We start from the raw sequence: 15,142 nt of genomic DNA, 5'->3' as shown, positions 1-15,142 counted from the left end.
AACGGCGCGGGAGGCGTTTCCGGCGGCTGAACGGGCAAATGATGAGTCTACCGTTGACGTGTTTAGTGAACGGATGCGGACTCATGTGAAAACCGCTTGGATGGTACGGTGTATGTTGAAATAATTCCTTTGAATCAGGGCGGTTTTTGTTGAACTGTTTTCGGTGGGGTGGGCGGGTTTTGTTGTTCCGTTTTTGGTGTCTAGCTGAATTGATTCCCTATACCCGCCCCTACAATTGTCCCTAAACCCGCCCCTACAATTGTCCCTAAACCCGCCCCTACAATTGTCCCTAAACCCGCCCCTACAATTGTCCCTAAACCCGCCCCTACAATTGTCCCTAAACCCGCCCCTACGATTGTGGCTAAACCCGCCTCTACAATTGACTTATTAACTATTCCTTTAACCATTGTAAAAGGTCAGATTCGCTGATCTGATTAATCCCTAATTCTTGGGCTTTTTCTACTTTAGATCCGGCATTTTCACCAAGGAGCAAATAGTCCGTTTTAGAACTCACTGAACTGGTTACTTTCCCGCCAGCTTTTTGAATTAATTCTTTTGCCTCATCTCGCTTCAGTGTGGGTAATGTCCCGGTAATCACAAAGGTTTTCCCCTGCAATGGTTGAGATTTTGCCTCCGCAGACTCTGCTTTTGGTTCACCCGTCAGTTGTAAATTTGCCTCTCGCAGTCGATTGATTAAGGTCTGATTACTGGGAACTCGAAACCAATCATAAACCGATTGGGCAATTTCTGCTCCAATTCCATAGACGCTTTCAATATCAGTAACACGGGCTGCGGCTAATTGGTCTACACTAGGAAACTGTTGCGCTAAAATTTGAGCATTCACAGTACCCACATAGCGAATCCCTAAACCATACAAAACTCTTGACCAAGGTTGAGTTTTGGATTGTTCAATTTGGTTAATCAATTTCTGAGCGGATTTCTCACCCATTCGTTCTAAATCGGTTAACTGATCTAAAGTCAGTTGATAAAGATCAGCAACGGAATGGACTAAACCCGAATCTACAAGCTGATTAACCAGCTTTTCTCCTAACCCGTTGATATCCAAAGCACCACGACTTGCCCAGTGGTTGAGTGAACCTTTGACAATCGCGGGACAAGAGGCATTAATACAGCGGGTTACCGCCTCCCCTGGGGGACGCACGACGGGTTGATGGCACACCGGACAATCAGTAGGCATTTGTACGGGTTTAGCATCCGGTGGACGCAATTCGGGAAGTACCCGCACGACTTCGGGGATAATTTCCCCAGCTTTGCGAACAATGACGGTATCACCGATATGAAGATCTAATTCCTCGATGCGATCGCGGTTATGCAGTGTAGCGCGTGAAACCGTTGTCCCGGCTAGCTGTAAGGGTTTGAGTTCTGCCACTGGAGTTAACGCCCCAGTTCGTCCCACCTGAACTGTAACATTTTGCACCAGTGTAGGGGATTCTTCAGCCGGATACTTGAGTGCTGTTGCCCATCGGGGAAACTTTTGGGTAAAGCCTAATTCTTCTTGTAGAGAAAAAGAATTCAGCTTAACCACAACCCCATCAGTCATGTAGGGTAAACCACGCCGTTGACTATCCCAATATTGATAATACTCCTCCACCTCTGCTAGAGACGGACAACGTTTCCGATGGGGATTCACCCGGAATCCCAAATCACGCAGGAATTCCAAAGCTTCCCATTGGTAGTTCAGCGTTGGCACCGTTTCCAGTTCCTCTGATCCGGGAAGATGTAAGGTATAGGCAAAGAAATCCAACTGTCTGCGAGCGACGATTTTTGGATCTAATTGTCGCAAAGTACCCGCCGCCGCATTCCGAGGATTAGCAAATAACGCCTCCCCAGCCGCCTCTCGTTCCCGATTAATCCCTTCAAATACATCCAAGGGTAAAAACGCCTCGCCCCGCACTTCGACAATCGGGGGCGGTGTTTCTGTCTTTAACCGTAAGGGAATCGAACGAATCGTGCGAATATTCTGAGTAATATCTTCCCCAGTGACACCATCACCCCGTGTTACTCCCCGCACTAATATACCATTTTCATAAGTAAGTGCGATCGCACAACCGTCTATCTTCAGTTCACAGATGTATGCAAACTCCTTGATATCCGGCGCATAACGTTGCCACCGTTCTTGCCACTTCGCCAACTCCTCTAAATTAAACGCATTCTCTAAACTATAGAGGGGGATATTATGGCGAACAGAGGAAAATTCTGATGCAGATTTCTCTCCCACGCGCTGAGTCAGACTATCCGGCGTAACTAACTCAGGATACTGGGTTTCTAGGTCTTGCAGTTCCCGATAGAGTTGGTCATAGACAGCATCCTCCATAATAGGATTATCGCGGACATAGTAAGCATAACTCGCTTGTTGCAGGAGGTTTCGCAGTTCTTGAACCCGCTGCTTGACATTAGTCATTAGTCTTTCGTCCTTCGTCATTTGTCCTTAATCCTTCATCCTTCGTCATTCTATAAAATCTCATTCCCAATACCTCCAATCCCTCTGCGACCCTCTGCGCTTTCCCTCTGCGACCCTCTGCGTTAAAAAACCAGATAAACTTGGACATTTACCCGCACTGAACAGCATCCAAAAATACTCAATTCATTTAACTAATCTTTAATAAAATTCAGCGGTTATACTCAGTAAATAAGCGACTTGTCTAATCATCAAACAGAATACCGGAACTCTCAATGTGGAAAACATCCATCGAATCACTAAACGCGGGTCAGATTCAGAAGATTTCTCTTCTGTCCAATACTAACCCAATTCTCTACTCAGAAATCATCCAGCTATGGCAACATAACCAACCTTTTCGGGCATTCTTCATCTCCCTACTCGCCGATGCTCCATTTTCCGCCTTTTTCTGGGAAACACCGGCTATCAGCGACGCGACTGTAAACCAGGTATTCGAGTTTGTTCTAGTTGATAGTCCATACCTGGCAAATATACAAGCTGATCCCAGTGATTTTGCCCGCCATTTTGCCGCCGCAGGAGAGAACGAGTCAATTATTACCTTTCCGAATCTGGGAAACGATGCGTTGCTGGTTGTTCCTTGTCCACAAGCCTCTACATCTCCATACTGCCATCTGGCGGCTTTTATGCGTGACGCACCCGAACATCAGCAGCACGCCTTGTGGCAAAATGTGGGGTCAGCGTTAGAACAACAGCTTGATGAGCATCCCACCTGGTTAAGTACCTCTGGTTTAGGGGTGTATTGGTTGCATATCCGGCTAGATTCACGCCCGAAGTACTACACGTACCAACCATACAAAGTTATTTAAACTTTACCCTGACATAAGACATGAGGACCAAACGTTTTTTTCTAATGATTGATAAAGCTTACCCACCCAACTACTCTGATTAAGCCGAACAATTGTGTCACACTATTCAAATATAAGTGCTAAACCAACCCTGAAATTGAGTAGATTCTCTGTTACCTGTGATTAAGACATGACTCAAACTAAAATTGATTTACCCCCTGCCTTTCCTGACCATACCCAACTACCCGAATCTGATGGTACGTTTGTGAAGAATTTCCAAGAACATCCTCAAAGCCTAATTTTGACCGATTCCATTGGTTCAGTTTTGCAGCAACTTCATCCTGATGGTGACTACGCCATTGGACAAGACTGCGGTATCTACTGGCGCGAAACCGAACCCCCAGAAAAAGGTGCAGAGGCTCCCGATTGGTTCTATGTTCCCAATGTTCCCCCATTTGTAAATGGTGAAATCCGTCGTTCTTATGTTCTCTGGCGGGAATTAATGGCACCAATGATTGCCTTAGAATTTGCCAGTGGCAATGGAGACGAGGAACGAGATGCTACACCCTTATCCGTTTCTGCTGAAGGAGCAACCACTAAACCCGGTAAATTCTGGGTGTATGAACGGATTATTCGCATTCCTTACTATGGCATTTTTGAAGTCAAAAACAGAAAACTAGAGGTTTATAATTGGCTAAATTTTTCTTATCAAAAACTCCAACCGAATGAACGGGGTCACTATCCGATTACGCCCTTAGGAGTAGAACTGGGACTTTGGCACGGGACTTATCAAAATCAAACTCAATATTGGCTGCGTTGGTGGGATAGTGAAGGCAATCTTTTGTTAATTGGTGAAGAACGCGCCCAATTAGAACGTCAACGCGCCGAACAAGAACGTCAACGTGCCGAACAAGAACGCCAACGCGCCGAACAAGAACGTCAACGCGCAGAACTTGCCGAGCAAAAAGCAGCAAGATTGGCGGAACGATTAAGAGCCATGGGAATTGACCCGGATTCAGAATAGATAGAGTAGTGGACTGACACAGCTAAAATGGTGGGATAGGTTTTAGGTTGGGTTGACGCATGTTACCCAACGGAATCAAGGGCTGAAGCCCTTACTACAAGCCGAATTACGGAAAAGAAACCGTAGGGGCGCAAGGCTTGCGCCCTTCCCGATACCGCATCAGACGGGAAATTACGATAAAACATGTTTGCCGTCGATGACGTACAGCGTTTTGGTGGGGGCGCTTCCAGTTGTAGAATAATAGGGGAAAATTGTAGCCCAACAGGTTGAGTCCGACAGAAAATACAGGAGGAATGAACCGCAGATGCAGGAACACCAGGGTCATCCGAGCATCCCATCTCAAGACTGGTTATGGTCCTTTTGGTTTCCTGTACCCCTGTATCCTTATGGCAAACGACGCACTATCCGTGTGGAAGTGGTGAAGGATAGGATTTGGACGTTTGACCAGATTCAGGGCATTCTCTATGTGGTTGTACCCATTCGCATGACGGTGATTAAGCTGGATGCTGGGGGTTTGTTGGTTTATGCGCCTGTTGCACCAACTCCGGAATGTCTCCGGCTGGTTCAGGAATTGGTGGCAGAACATGGTGATGTTAAATATATCATTCTGCCCACGGTTTCGGGGATTGAGCATAAGGTTTTTGTGGGTCCGTTTGCCCGGAAGTTTCCCCAAGCCCGGGTTTTTGTTGCGCCGCACCAGTGGAGTTATCCGGTGAATTTGCCCCTGAGTTGGCTGGGGTTTCCGGGGAAACGTACCCATGTTTTACCCGCAGATAGTCGCCAAACTCCTTTTGCGGATGAATTTGATTATGCCTTACTCGGTCCTGTGGATTTGGGATTGGGACTCTTTGCCGAAGTGGGATTTGTGCACAAGCGATCGCGCACGCTACTGGTGACGGATACTGTAGTTAGTGTACCCGAAGACCCCCCTGCGATCGCACAACTTGATCCCTATCCTTTATTATTCCATGCCAGAGATCATGCCTTAGATATCGTTATCGATAATCCGATGACTCGCCGCAAGGGATGGCAACGCATCTCACTGTTTGCATTTTACTTCCGCCCCAGCGCCTTGGATACGATACCTTTTACTCAGGCGTTCCGGGAGGCGAGAAAGGCACCGGATTGGTCAAAGCAAGCCTATTTCGGTTTATTTCCCTTCAAATGGAAACCCGGTTGGCACAAATCCTTTGACGCCTTGCGGGGAAATGGGCGTCCCTTTGTCGCGCCAATTCTACAAACTCTGATTCTCAACCGCGCCCCCAAAGAAACCTTAGACTGGGTGGATAAGGTAGCCAGTTGGGATTTTCAACGGATTATTTCCTGCCATTTTGAGGGTTCAATTGCGGCAAATCCGGAGCAGTTTCGTCAAGCGTTTGGGTTCCTGGAACCGGATTTAAAGGTTAGTGAAAATAGCGGGAATCAAGACAATCATCCATTACCAGATAATGATTTTGAACTCTTACGGCAAATCGAAGCAACGTTAAAGCGACGGGGTATTTTACCGCCAGTGTAATTCCTCTAGAACTATGAACGAAATCGACCAGCTAAAGAAGAGTTCAGAGGGTCTACTCTGGATAAGCGAAGCCAATTACCCATTTGAGGTTTTCACCTGGGACAATACAGACATTCTCACCCCAGCGCTGGTGTTAGAACGTGCTGGCTATCCACCGGATACACCTATCGAAGTCCAGATTATTGATCAGTTTTTCGCCCCAGCTACCACAGAGGAGGATTGGCACAATGAAGCGGAAAAGGCACAGGTGAAGCGATACCAAGCCCTGGAACAAACGCTCTCAGATTGTCTCACCGATATTCAGGTTTACCGTTTGGGGAGTACCACAATCGATATCTACATCGCAGGTAAAACACCAGAGGGGACGGTGGCAGGTCTTTCAACCAAGGTAGTAGAGACGTAGCTTACCTGTTATCGAGTCGGCTTTCAATCTCATCCTGGATCGAATTAGGGACATTTGATAGGAAATTATAGCCTGTTGCTGCTTCCACCACGTCAACAGATACCTGATAGTCTCGCCAGTCCATTCCAGCAACTTGCTCCGAATTGGGTATCATCACCGCAATCAGCCGAGTATTGCTGGTTATTCCACGAACGCCTTGACCTGGAAGGTCTAGCACCGCAATCACTTTCCAGGTCTGCTGTGGCACTGTTACCTTACCCTGAAGTGTTCCCTTTGAACCTGCACCCCCGGCAATGATATAGAGTTCTTTACCTTGATTGACCAACTTTCGTGAATACTCTTCCAGTTCTCGCCATACCTCCCGATTATTTTGTGGAGCTTGGGGAATAATGTTCGTCATTACGAACGTAGCACTGTTATCGTCTGGAGTGCGAGTGCGATCGCCAGAAGGTACTATATGTCCCCGATCATAGCCGCTGCCTATGTAGTCAGTCGGTCGCACCTGATACCATCCGGATGGCAGCGCGGTGTCAGGGCGAAAGTCGTTGCTCCGCTCAACACTGCCTAACCAGCTCTGATTTAACTGCCAGCTTACCCAATTGGGAATCCCTTGGCTGTTGTTATAGGACAGCGCATACTGCGGCTTTTCCATCAGGTAGTTGTTAGGATTGTTCGGGTTGGAAGTCGCATTACTCGGATTACCAAGAGTAAGGTGAACGTTAGAGGTTGTCTCCTGCAATAGCAGAGCCATGAACCAACCCATTAAAAATATGGCAATTAAAAAGACTCCCATTCTAATTACTCTGTAACTCCGCCCTCCGATTAATTGGCGATTAAATATAAAGGGCAGATGATTAAATATAAGATTAGACCCAGATGTTGTTGGCGCGTTTAATTGATTTGTAGATTGGTCAACCGACGTTGACACCGTATTGTTCGGAGCTGATGTTTGTCTGTCGTTTCTAAATCGAGAACGGTTAGCCGCAAAAAACTTTCGCCTTGCTTTTTGAAACAAAAACGTCAACAGCTCGTCTTTGCCCAAGTCTATTCTGTCTCCCAAATGAAGCTGGTAGGGTGTGAATGGCGTCAGGCGGGAGTGATTGAGAAACGTTCCATTCGCGCTTCCCAAGTCTTCAATAAAGTAAGCACTTCCCTGAATCTTAATTTCAGCATGAGAGAAGGAAGCAATCTCAGAGTTGGGCAGATTGGAAATATCAATATCAGGTGACCAATTAAAATTGGGTTTTCCGATACGAATTATCGTCAAATTCTCTGGTATCTGAATTAGAGTCGAGGTCTGGAGGTGAAACAGTCTGACTAGTATTGACCTATTGTTTTGCATTGTTTATATCACCATTTATGCAATGTAGAATTCAATTTTTTACAACAAGATTTTGCCAATCTAAAAAAACGCATGTAGGGACACCATCCTTGCGCCCTCACCCCTTTATCTTAATTTCAAGGGTACAGAATTTCAGGCTGGTGGGCAATACCCACCCTACGATATTTCAATTTTTTCTATATTATCATTATCCTTAGTATCATGCCTCATATTCCACCCAACTATTCGGTGTCTCTGATACCGCAACTTTGAGCTGTACCCCTTCAGGAATGCGTTTTTTGGTTTCGTCATAAATGTATTGAGCGATCATTTCTGCGGTGGTTTCGTAATTATCGGGTAATATTTCATTAAGAACTCCGTGATCTAACCCGCCTTTGGTTACATCTTTTTTTGCCCAGCGCAAGCTTTTGAAGTCAGCAACCATAACGGCATGGGGACAGTATTCGGAGGCGTGTAGGGTTGAGGATGTTGCTTCTAATCGCACTTTATAGGTATGTCCATGCATCCGACCACAGGGTCCGTCGTAGTCTTTGATATAGTGGGCGCTATCAAAGGTAAATTCGGTTACCAGTTTCCATTTAGACATATTTTTTACCGTTGGTCATTTTTAATTCGTTATAAAATCATTCCATTCACGATTTAGTCGGGGCGGGTTTAGTTCAATCGGGGTGAGGTCAGAAAGGATAGTTGTGAAAAGAGCCCCTACATATAAATAAAAATTAGGTTTTCCGAAGGTTGTGAAGGGTCAATACTCAACACTCCTTCATCTCTCAATGCTGATTTGATATAACAACATGGGTTCGTCAATTCCTCTTAAGAGGCGATGTTCACTGTTAGTAATTTGTAATTGTAAATGATTTTTGACCGCTTCATACACTATCCAGGAAATACAAATTCCACCTGGTTTTGCCTGAGATTGTAAACGGGCGGCAATATTGACGCCATCTCCCTGTACATCGGTTCCGTTGAAAAAGACATCGGCTAAGTGAATGCCAATGCGATGCTGTAATACCTCTTGGGTAGGTAATCCTCTGGCGGCGAGGGAGAGGGTTTTTTGAATAGTTTGGGAACAATCAACGGCTTTAACGGCGGAGACAAAGTACATGAGTAATCCATCGCCCATGGATTTGAGAACCTCTCCTTCAAATTGGTGGCATAATTTTGTCATCAGTTTGAGATCACGATGGATGGCGGCTAGGGTGGGTTGCTGGTTTTCATGCTGCTTTTGGGTAGAGTCTTTGATATCGGTAAAGACAATAGCGGCTAGGACATTATCCCCCAGAGAATGGGGAATGATTCTGCCTCTGTATTCTTTGGTGTCTTGACTTTGAAGTTTTTCCAGATGCAGTCGTTCGCGAAAATACTGGCGGTATAAATCGTTGCGAATACTCACCTGATTTCCCACCAGATAGACTAATCCCATACTATTAAGTTTAAACGCGATCGCGCCTTTTAGCTGCACCGGGCGATTGGCTTCTAGAACTTGGGTTAGGGCGTCGGCTAAGTCGGGATGTTTCTCTAAATGCCAGCGATGTAAGCGCAAATGATCTGCATAGATTCCGGTTTCAGTAGGGGCGTCTTCTAGAAGTTTACTTAAGGTAATATCCTGACGGGCAATTTTATACAATGCTAATCGGATGAGATGGGGATGTCCGCCTACCATTGCCATCAGTTGTTTGACATCATTCCAAGTGAAGTCTAAACCATGTCGCTGGGCTAAGTCTTCCACCTGATGGGCGTCAAATTCGGATAATTCAATCGGTAATCCGACATTAAAGGGGGATTGGTCATTACTTAGGGGAATATAAACTTCTGTCCCATGGACAATAATCAGGCGAAAGTTTTTCCAAATTTCATGTTGTTTTGCCTTTTCATGCCAAGCCCGAAGTAAGCCAAAAAAGTCATCGGCGACATGTTCGTGAGGGAAAATTCGGTCTACGGCATCGAGTCCTAAAACCAGGGGAGTTCTGAGTGTGGGTAATAGATACTTTTCAAAATAATTGGTACAGTTTTTTTTACTGCCCAAAAATTTACTCCAACGGTTTTCTAACTGAATGGGTAGGTGTAAGTCATCGGTAACGGTAGCACAAAACCATTGCAGGAATTGATTTAAATCCGCAAAGACTTCCCGTTCAGCTAACTCAAAGTTTAAGGCGACAGACCGACATCCTTGTCGTTCGGCGTGATACAGTAATCGCACCATTAGGGAGGTTTTACCCATTTGTCGTGGCGCTTTTATCCGAATCAAACTTCCCGGCTTACTGATTTCTTCATAGGCGCGAGATTCATCCCCTGGACGTTCGACATAGCAGGGTGAGGCTAAATCAAGCTGTCCTCCGGGTAATTCCCAGATGGGGGATGGGAATGTGGTTGTACTCAGGGGGAGAGGTGGTGGGGGGGTCAGAGTATGGGACTTGTCGGTATCTGCGTCTGGTAATCCTTCGAGGACTAAACGTAAGCTTTTTATTGTAACTCGTTTCCCGGTGACTTCAGATAACTGTTTCCATAACTTGGGCGCTAAATCTCGCTGGACGGTATTCTGGCTATAGCCCATGACTTGAATGGTTTTGAGTTTTTTGCCGGCTAAGGCTTGACTCAGGATAGTCTTTTGGGCATCGTTAAGTACGCTTCCTGTCTTCTGGGCAATCCAGTGATCTGCCAATTCGACCAGTTTTATGACATCTACATCTGCCATCTGGCATTCCAATTCCTACCTCTGATGACTACGCTAGCATAAAACTGAATTTTATGAATTTTCTGAATTTTTTGAATAATCTGAAGGTTAGGTTCAGTGAAAGTTCTGATTTTTTTGACTAAAAGTGCTGAATAAGAAAGCGAATCAATTTATGCTGATTTTTTTACCATTAAAGCATAAACTGTGGCGTTGCTGTCTTACAAGTGTAATATTAAGTTGAATAGATAGAGAGGCGATTGAAATCGCTGCTACACAAACAAAGTCCGCCTGCGCGGACTGGGCTATAACGGGGGTAGCTAACCCGCATTTGGTATTAGTCAGGGGGGACGGCGATAGCCAGGGGGGTTTATTCGTGGAACGATTGATTGGATTCCTCAATGCCAAAGTGTTACAAGAAATATCGCTCCCTGAAAATTTTGATTGGGAACAGGTGGGGAAGCGGTATCTCAGAAAAGTCAAGGCGTTAATCCGGGAATCGCCTGAATTGCGGGAGATTCTGGATTCCCAGAAGTTGGACGCGATCGCACGCTATACTCAAGAATCTGCGGGGATTATACCAGAGTTTGATTTGCGCCGCTATCAGGAGGGTTTACGAGAATCTTATGGCAATCTGCGCTTAGATAGTTTGGATACCACAGGCTGTGCTTATAATGCCCTGAAGTTATGGCGAATATTTATAGCACAAAACGTGCGAAAAGTCCATGAAGTTCTGCCGCAAGTGTATGAATTGCCCAAGGAACATCAGCTGCGATCGCGGGAGACGGATCAATTAGATCCAGATTTTCAGTTAGGGGAATTAGACCGCTATCAACGGGTCTATTCAGACGCGCCGATACAGTCGGTTTTGGATGTTATTAATGATAAACGAAATTATCCCTATCTGGTGATTTTAGGTGATCCGGGTTCGGGGAAGTCTACGTTATTACAATATCTGGCATTAATGACGCACAGAAAAAAATACAGACTTCAAGTTTGAGCTACCAATGCTTATTTGGTCGTTTCGTGAAGTTTATGTAGAAAAATTCTTAAAAAAAGAGTGATCCGATAAAATTGAGAGGATGGGTGTTGTTCATTTATGCAGCGGGTCGCCCCTACAGGTTTTGATAGTATGTTCGGTAAAATTCGCCCTGATTTATACATTAAAAAAGATAGGTAAAGGTGGCGAATATTCCCATTTTTGCGATACCATAAAATTTGCTAGTCATTCTTTTTCATAGGCGTTTCTACCTGCATCGGCGGAATCTCATCTGCTGTTAAGGTGACGATTTTTCCATCCCGCCAAATGCTAATCGATTGACCGAGCCGGCGGTGTCTTTCAATGGCTTGAGCAACGGCGGCTTTTACTCCAGCATCAATTTTCTCTGATAATGACCTAGGTTCGCTCATATTAACCTCCTAGAATTTGATTAACAATTTTATTCCCAATCCCCCAACCTCCTCTGCGTACCTCTGCGGGAACCTCTGCGTACTCTGCGTTAAAAAATATAATTCCGCTGAGAACTTACATCAATTTCCCTAGACTTGATAAAGTAGGCACACCTAAACATTCGTCGTCAGGGCTTGACGCCTAGATTTTGTTGGGTTTCCTTGCGTCAACCCAACCTACAATCTATCCCACACCCGTAGGGGCGCACCGACGTGCGCCCTTTGCCGACGTGCGCCCTTTCCTGTCCCGACGTGCTTGACGACAGGAGGCAGAGCCTCCCCCGTAACATTCCCAGGCTGAGCCTGGGAACGAGGCGACGAGGATCTGCATAAGTTCCAGCCGCTTAGAGTTAGATCCGACTGAACAACCCTTAAACTATGGAGGTACAACCCTTGAGACGATATCCCCGCCAACGTAGCCCCTGATACACGAGTGATGAGCAACGAATTGAGCGCCGTAAGAATCCCCACTAATACAGCCTCCCGATATTGGAGTGCGATCGCGATTGATGCAGCCGGGAGACGCCAAGTCCGGGAAATTACCACAGCTAAGGCATTTTTCCTTAAATCATTCCCTGATTTTACCCCAGATACTCAAGTATCGGATACCCAAATTCAGCGTCAACTCTGGTACTGGATGCAGGATGCAGGGGAAGCTGGGGGAGCAGAGGGAGCCGGGGGAGCAGAGGGAGCTGGGGGAGCAGGGGAAGCTGGGGGAGCAGGGGAAGCTGGGGGAGCAGAGGGAGCTGGGGGAGCAGAGGGAGCCGGGGGAGCAGAGGGAGCCGGGGGAGCTGATCAGAGTAGTATGGCTCAACTTTGCCTCAAATGCTTTATGTCTGGGCAAATTGACTACGTTTGTCGGGGGTTAGCTAGTCGGTTTGGTGCGGAACATGGCTTTACCAGTACCGATTTATTACCCTTTGTCTTAGACGAAGAAATCGGTAAACCCCACCGCCAATCTCCCACCTACCAATCCTTCCTCGATGAAATATTACAGAGTTTTGACCCCGAACAAAGCAGCCTCGCCACTTGGACAACTCGTCGAGTGAAACACCATAAACCCCTCAATCAATTCTTACTCGAACATGGAATTTATTTAGTCAGTGATTGGGCAATCTTAAACGATACCAAACCCAAACAACTACACCGTATTTTCGCCGAGTTTCACCAGTTAACCCCACCGGAAATCCAACAAGCCCAACAGCTTCTGGAAGCTTATCACGCCGTCTACCGCAGCCAACGCCTAAAACAACGTCTCGCTGGAGTTAAAGGAAAATGTCACCCCCCCACCCCCGAACAATTACAGCAAATGGCGCAACGCCTCTCCCTTCCCCTACGCCCCGAAACCCTCCTCAGCCAACTGCAACTCATCGCCTCTCGACTGCGTGACTACCGAATCTATGTACGTGGCGGGATGTTAAAAAGCCAATCTTTGGATGCAACGCCGAATGAACCTCTAGATATCCCCTATTCTGAACCCACACCCGATGAACAAAGCGAATTTTTAACCGCCTATCGCCAACAATTTCTTCAGGGTTTAGATACAGCCATCGCCCAAATAACTCGCGATCGCACGACGAAATTACAGCGCCGAGATTCCCAAAAAGCCCAACAGTTTCTCACCGCGTTGCATCTGTTTCACTGTCAAGGACAATCTATGTCCGATATTGCCCGAAACTTTAACTATAAAGGACAATTTCAAGTCAGCCGTCTACTGAAACTGAAGGTCCTTCGCGCCGATATTCAACGGGAGTTACTGGTTTATTTAAGCGATCGCATCCTGGCGGAAGCCCAACGCTATACCAATATCCAACGCCTGCAAACCGTTCATCAACAGATTCAAGACGCGATCGCGCAACAAGTAACCCAGGTGATCGAAGACGCGGCGACAGAAGCTAGTACCGCCACCAATGAACGCCATCATAAGACCCACAGTCTCTTTACCCAAAGACTCTGCCTTTATCTGGATAACAGGAGTAATGTATCATGACTTTCTACTCAACCACTCAACCGGGGCTTGATGGTGACGCTTTCGCCATTGAAACCATCCAACTCGGTGACGATGCGATTAATCAAGCCATTCACCTCGCCCAACCCATTGCCAACGAACAACGCCAATGGCAAACTTATCTTAATGCTTTAGCTTTATTTGGTTTCGAGGCATGGTTAGCCGAACGCAGTTGTGAGTTAACCGTAAATCGCGATCGCACGTCCCTGTTCGATCCGGCTACAGCGAATCTCATTGAAGCTGTTTGCCATCTTAATGTAAATGGGTTTAACCTCTGTCTGATTGCCCAAGGTAGCCTCATCGATGATCAGGTATCCTTACCCAGAACCGTTGTCGATATCCCCGAATTCATCCCCCATTTCTACGTCGTCGTAGACGTACAAGAGGAAGAAGAAACAGCCGTCGTTAAAGGGTTTCTCTCCTATCCCCAGCTAATCGCACAACGGGATACTCTGGGGTTAGCGGTTGAGGATGATTGGACTTATTCATTCCCCCTCAATGCCTTTGATTGCGACCCGAATCATCTATTATTAGAATTACGCTGTTTAAACCCCAGAGCCATTCCCCTCCCCCCAATACCCAATGATCGCCGCCTGCAACTTGCCCATAAGCGATCGCAACTCGAAACCAAACTCCCCCAATTCCAGTCTCCGGCGTTCCAACTCTGGCAGATTTTAACCTGGGAACAAGCTACCCTCGTGCTAACCCGTTCTGAGTTACGAACCTGGCTGTATCAATTGCAAACCGATCCCCAAAGCCAATCTATCCTACAGAACTACCTGTCTGATTTACTCAGCCGATTAACCCGAAACGTGATCAATGTGGGACGCTGGTTACAGGATGAATTAGACGAACTCGCCCAAGAACTCTCCTGGCAACTCCTGCCTAGTTTAACCCCCGCTAGCGCCATGCGATCGCCTACCGCCGAATTGGATGCGATCGTGCAACAACTGGAGTATAATAATCTCCAAATTCCGCCTCAAGCTAAGGGGGCGTATCATAATCTCCAGGTAGCAGACATCCCCCTACGCTTGTATGCGATAACGTGGCCCCTATTATCTGGAACAGTCCCCGAATGGGCGTTACTGCTCATTTTAGGCGCACAGTCCCCAACGGGTTTCCCAGAAGGTTTAACATTACGGATTAGTGACCAAACAGCGATTTTAGTCGAACAAGAGTTAGATGAGAGTAGTTCCTATTTCTTTACCAGTGTAGTGGGAACGAGGCAAGAGACATTTAAGGTCACGATTCGTTTACGATCGGATATTGAACACACCCTGCCTGCCTTTGGTTTCAATCTCTAGGATTAGGCATAATGGAATAGTTGACGCTCCTCGCACTTTTAGGGCGAGGATTCTTGGTTCTTAGACACACCTTACAATTATCTATCCTTGCGGCAATCCTTAAACCAAAAGCCCGTAGAAAACTACCAAGCGTCGAGTTTAAGTTAGATAATCCCAGAGGG

General features: G+C 46.4%; 13 protein-coding genes. 7 read left to right on the top strand and 6 right to left on the bottom strand.

The genetic code is table 11. The features are described from left to right. Positions 1-200: 200 nt before the first annotated feature. Together RIM23_RS00320 and ligA are read right to left on the bottom strand one after the other, a co-directional pair. Positions 201-407: a glycine zipper domain-containing protein gene (locus RIM23_RS00320; protein WP_446363454.1), complete on the bottom strand. Its 207-nt coding sequence runs from the start codon at positions 405-407 to the stop codon at positions 201-203. Next, positions 392-2,422, bottom strand: a complete 2,031-nt coding sequence (gene ligA / locus RIM23_RS00315) for an NAD-dependent DNA ligase LigA (RefSeq protein ID WP_446363452.1) — start codon at positions 2,420-2,422, stop codon at positions 392-394. Before ligA ends, RIM23_RS00320 begins: the two co-directional genes overlap by 16 nt. Before the next feature lie 272 nt (positions 2,423-2,694). Here ligA and RIM23_RS00310 point away from each other — a divergent pair, with 272 nt between their 5' ends. The 4 genes from RIM23_RS00310 (at position 2,695) to RIM23_RS00295 (ending at position 6,207) form a co-directional block, all read left to right on the top strand. Next, positions 2,695-3,285, top strand: a complete 591-nt coding sequence (locus RIM23_RS00310) for a DUF6940 family protein (RefSeq protein ID WP_446363450.1) — start codon at positions 2,695-2,697, stop codon at positions 3,283-3,285. Between the two features lie 169 nt (positions 3,286-3,454). After that, positions 3,455-4,288: a Uma2 family endonuclease gene (locus RIM23_RS00305; RefSeq protein ID WP_446363448.1), complete on the top strand. Its 834-nt coding sequence runs from the start codon at positions 3,455-3,457 to the stop codon at positions 4,286-4,288. Between the two features lie 304 nt (positions 4,289-4,592). After that, positions 4,593-5,804 (top strand): DUF4336 domain-containing protein, encoded by a 1,212-nt coding sequence (locus RIM23_RS00300; RefSeq protein ID WP_446363446.1) that lies wholly within the window; start codon positions 4,593-4,595, stop codon positions 5,802-5,804. Positions 5,805-5,817: 13 nt separating this feature from the next. Further along, on the top strand, positions 5,818-6,207 hold the full coding sequence (locus tag RIM23_RS00295) for a nuclease A inhibitor family protein (protein ID WP_446363444.1): 390 nt from the start codon (positions 5,818-5,820) through the stop codon (positions 6,205-6,207). Position 6,208: 1 nt separating this feature from the next. On the opposite strand, the gene RIM23_RS00290 is transcribed toward RIM23_RS00295, so the two are convergent. From RIM23_RS00290 to RIM23_RS00280, 3 genes are all read right to left on the bottom strand, one after another. Beyond that, on the bottom strand, positions 6,209-7,474 hold the full coding sequence (locus RIM23_RS00290) for a DNA/RNA non-specific endonuclease (RefSeq protein ID WP_446363442.1): 1,266 nt from the start codon (positions 7,472-7,474) through the stop codon (positions 6,209-6,211). A gap of 274 nt (positions 7,475-7,748) precedes the next feature. After that, positions 7,749-8,135: a 6-pyruvoyl trahydropterin synthase family protein gene (locus tag RIM23_RS00285; RefSeq protein WP_446363440.1), complete on the bottom strand. Its 387-nt coding sequence runs from the start codon at positions 8,133-8,135 to the stop codon at positions 7,749-7,751. Between the two features lie 177 nt (positions 8,136-8,312). After that, complete coding sequence (locus tag RIM23_RS00280; protein WP_446363438.1) at positions 8,313-10,244, bottom strand: AAA-like domain-containing protein; 1,932 nt, start codon at positions 10,242-10,244, stop codon at positions 8,313-8,315. Between the two features lie 352 nt (positions 10,245-10,596). Here RIM23_RS00280 and RIM23_RS00275 point away from each other — a divergent pair, with 352 nt between their 5' ends. After that, complete coding sequence (locus RIM23_RS00275) at positions 10,597-11,220, top strand: hypothetical protein (RefSeq protein WP_446363436.1); 624 nt, start codon at positions 10,597-10,599, stop codon at positions 11,218-11,220. Between the two features lie 221 nt (positions 11,221-11,441). On the opposite strand, the gene RIM23_RS00270 is transcribed toward RIM23_RS00275, so the two are convergent. Continuing rightward, complete coding sequence (locus tag RIM23_RS00270) at positions 11,442-11,630, bottom strand: hypothetical protein (protein WP_446363434.1); 189 nt, start codon at positions 11,628-11,630, stop codon at positions 11,442-11,444. 475 nt (positions 11,631-12,105) lie between these two features. Here RIM23_RS00270 and RIM23_RS00265 point away from each other — a divergent pair, with 475 nt between their 5' ends. Next, complete coding sequence (locus tag RIM23_RS00265) at positions 12,106-13,659, top strand: hypothetical protein (protein ID WP_446363432.1); 1,554 nt, start codon at positions 12,106-12,108, stop codon at positions 13,657-13,659. Continuing rightward, on the top strand, positions 13,656-14,981 hold the full coding sequence (locus RIM23_RS00260) for a DUF1822 family protein (protein ID WP_446363430.1): 1,326 nt from the start codon (positions 13,656-13,658) through the stop codon (positions 14,979-14,981). Before RIM23_RS00265 ends, RIM23_RS00260 begins: the two co-directional genes overlap by 4 nt. Positions 14,982-15,142: the final 161 nt, after the last annotated feature.

Origin of the sequence: Coleofasciculus sp. G3-WIS-01 (assembly GCF_040223135.1) — a bacterium.
GTDB lineage: Bacteria > Cyanobacteriota > Cyanobacteriia > Cyanobacteriales > Coleofasciculaceae > Coleofasciculus.
This window is presented reverse-complemented; position numbering and strand designations above follow the sequence as displayed.

Bases quoted from the DNA above. Each gene is read 5' to 3' on its own strand.
- RIM23_RS00320 (WP_446363454.1), bottom strand. From the start codon at position 407: ATGGTTAAAGGAATAGTTAATAAGTCAATTGTAGAGGCGGGTTTAGCC.
- ligA (WP_446363452.1), bottom strand. From the start codon at position 2,422: ATGACTAATGTCAAGCAGCGGGTTCAAGAACTGCGAAACCTCCTGCAA.
- RIM23_RS00310 (WP_446363450.1), top strand. From the start codon at position 2,695: ATGTGGAAAACATCCATCGAATCACTAAACGCGGGTCAGATTCAGAAG.
- RIM23_RS00305 (WP_446363448.1), top strand. From the start codon at position 3,455: ATGACTCAAACTAAAATTGATTTACCCCCTGCCTTTCCTGACCATACC.
- RIM23_RS00300 (WP_446363446.1), top strand. From the start codon at position 4,593: ATGCAGGAACACCAGGGTCATCCGAGCATCCCATCTCAAGACTGGTTA.
- RIM23_RS00295 (WP_446363444.1), top strand. From the start codon at position 5,818: ATGAACGAAATCGACCAGCTAAAGAAGAGTTCAGAGGGTCTACTCTGG.
- RIM23_RS00285 (WP_446363440.1), bottom strand. From the start codon at position 8,135: ATGTCTAAATGGAAACTGGTAACCGAATTTACCTTTGATAGCGCCCAC.
- RIM23_RS00280 (WP_446363438.1), bottom strand. From the start codon at position 10,244: ATGGCAGATGTAGATGTCATAAAACTGGTCGAATTGGCAGATCACTGG.
- RIM23_RS00270 (WP_446363434.1), bottom strand. From the start codon at position 11,630: ATGAGCGAACCTAGGTCATTATCAGAGAAAATTGATGCTGGAGTAAAA.
- RIM23_RS00265 (WP_446363432.1), top strand. From the start codon at position 12,106: ATGAGCAACGAATTGAGCGCCGTAAGAATCCCCACTAATACAGCCTCC.
- RIM23_RS00260 (WP_446363430.1), top strand. From the start codon at position 13,656: ATGACTTTCTACTCAACCACTCAACCGGGGCTTGATGGTGACGCTTTC.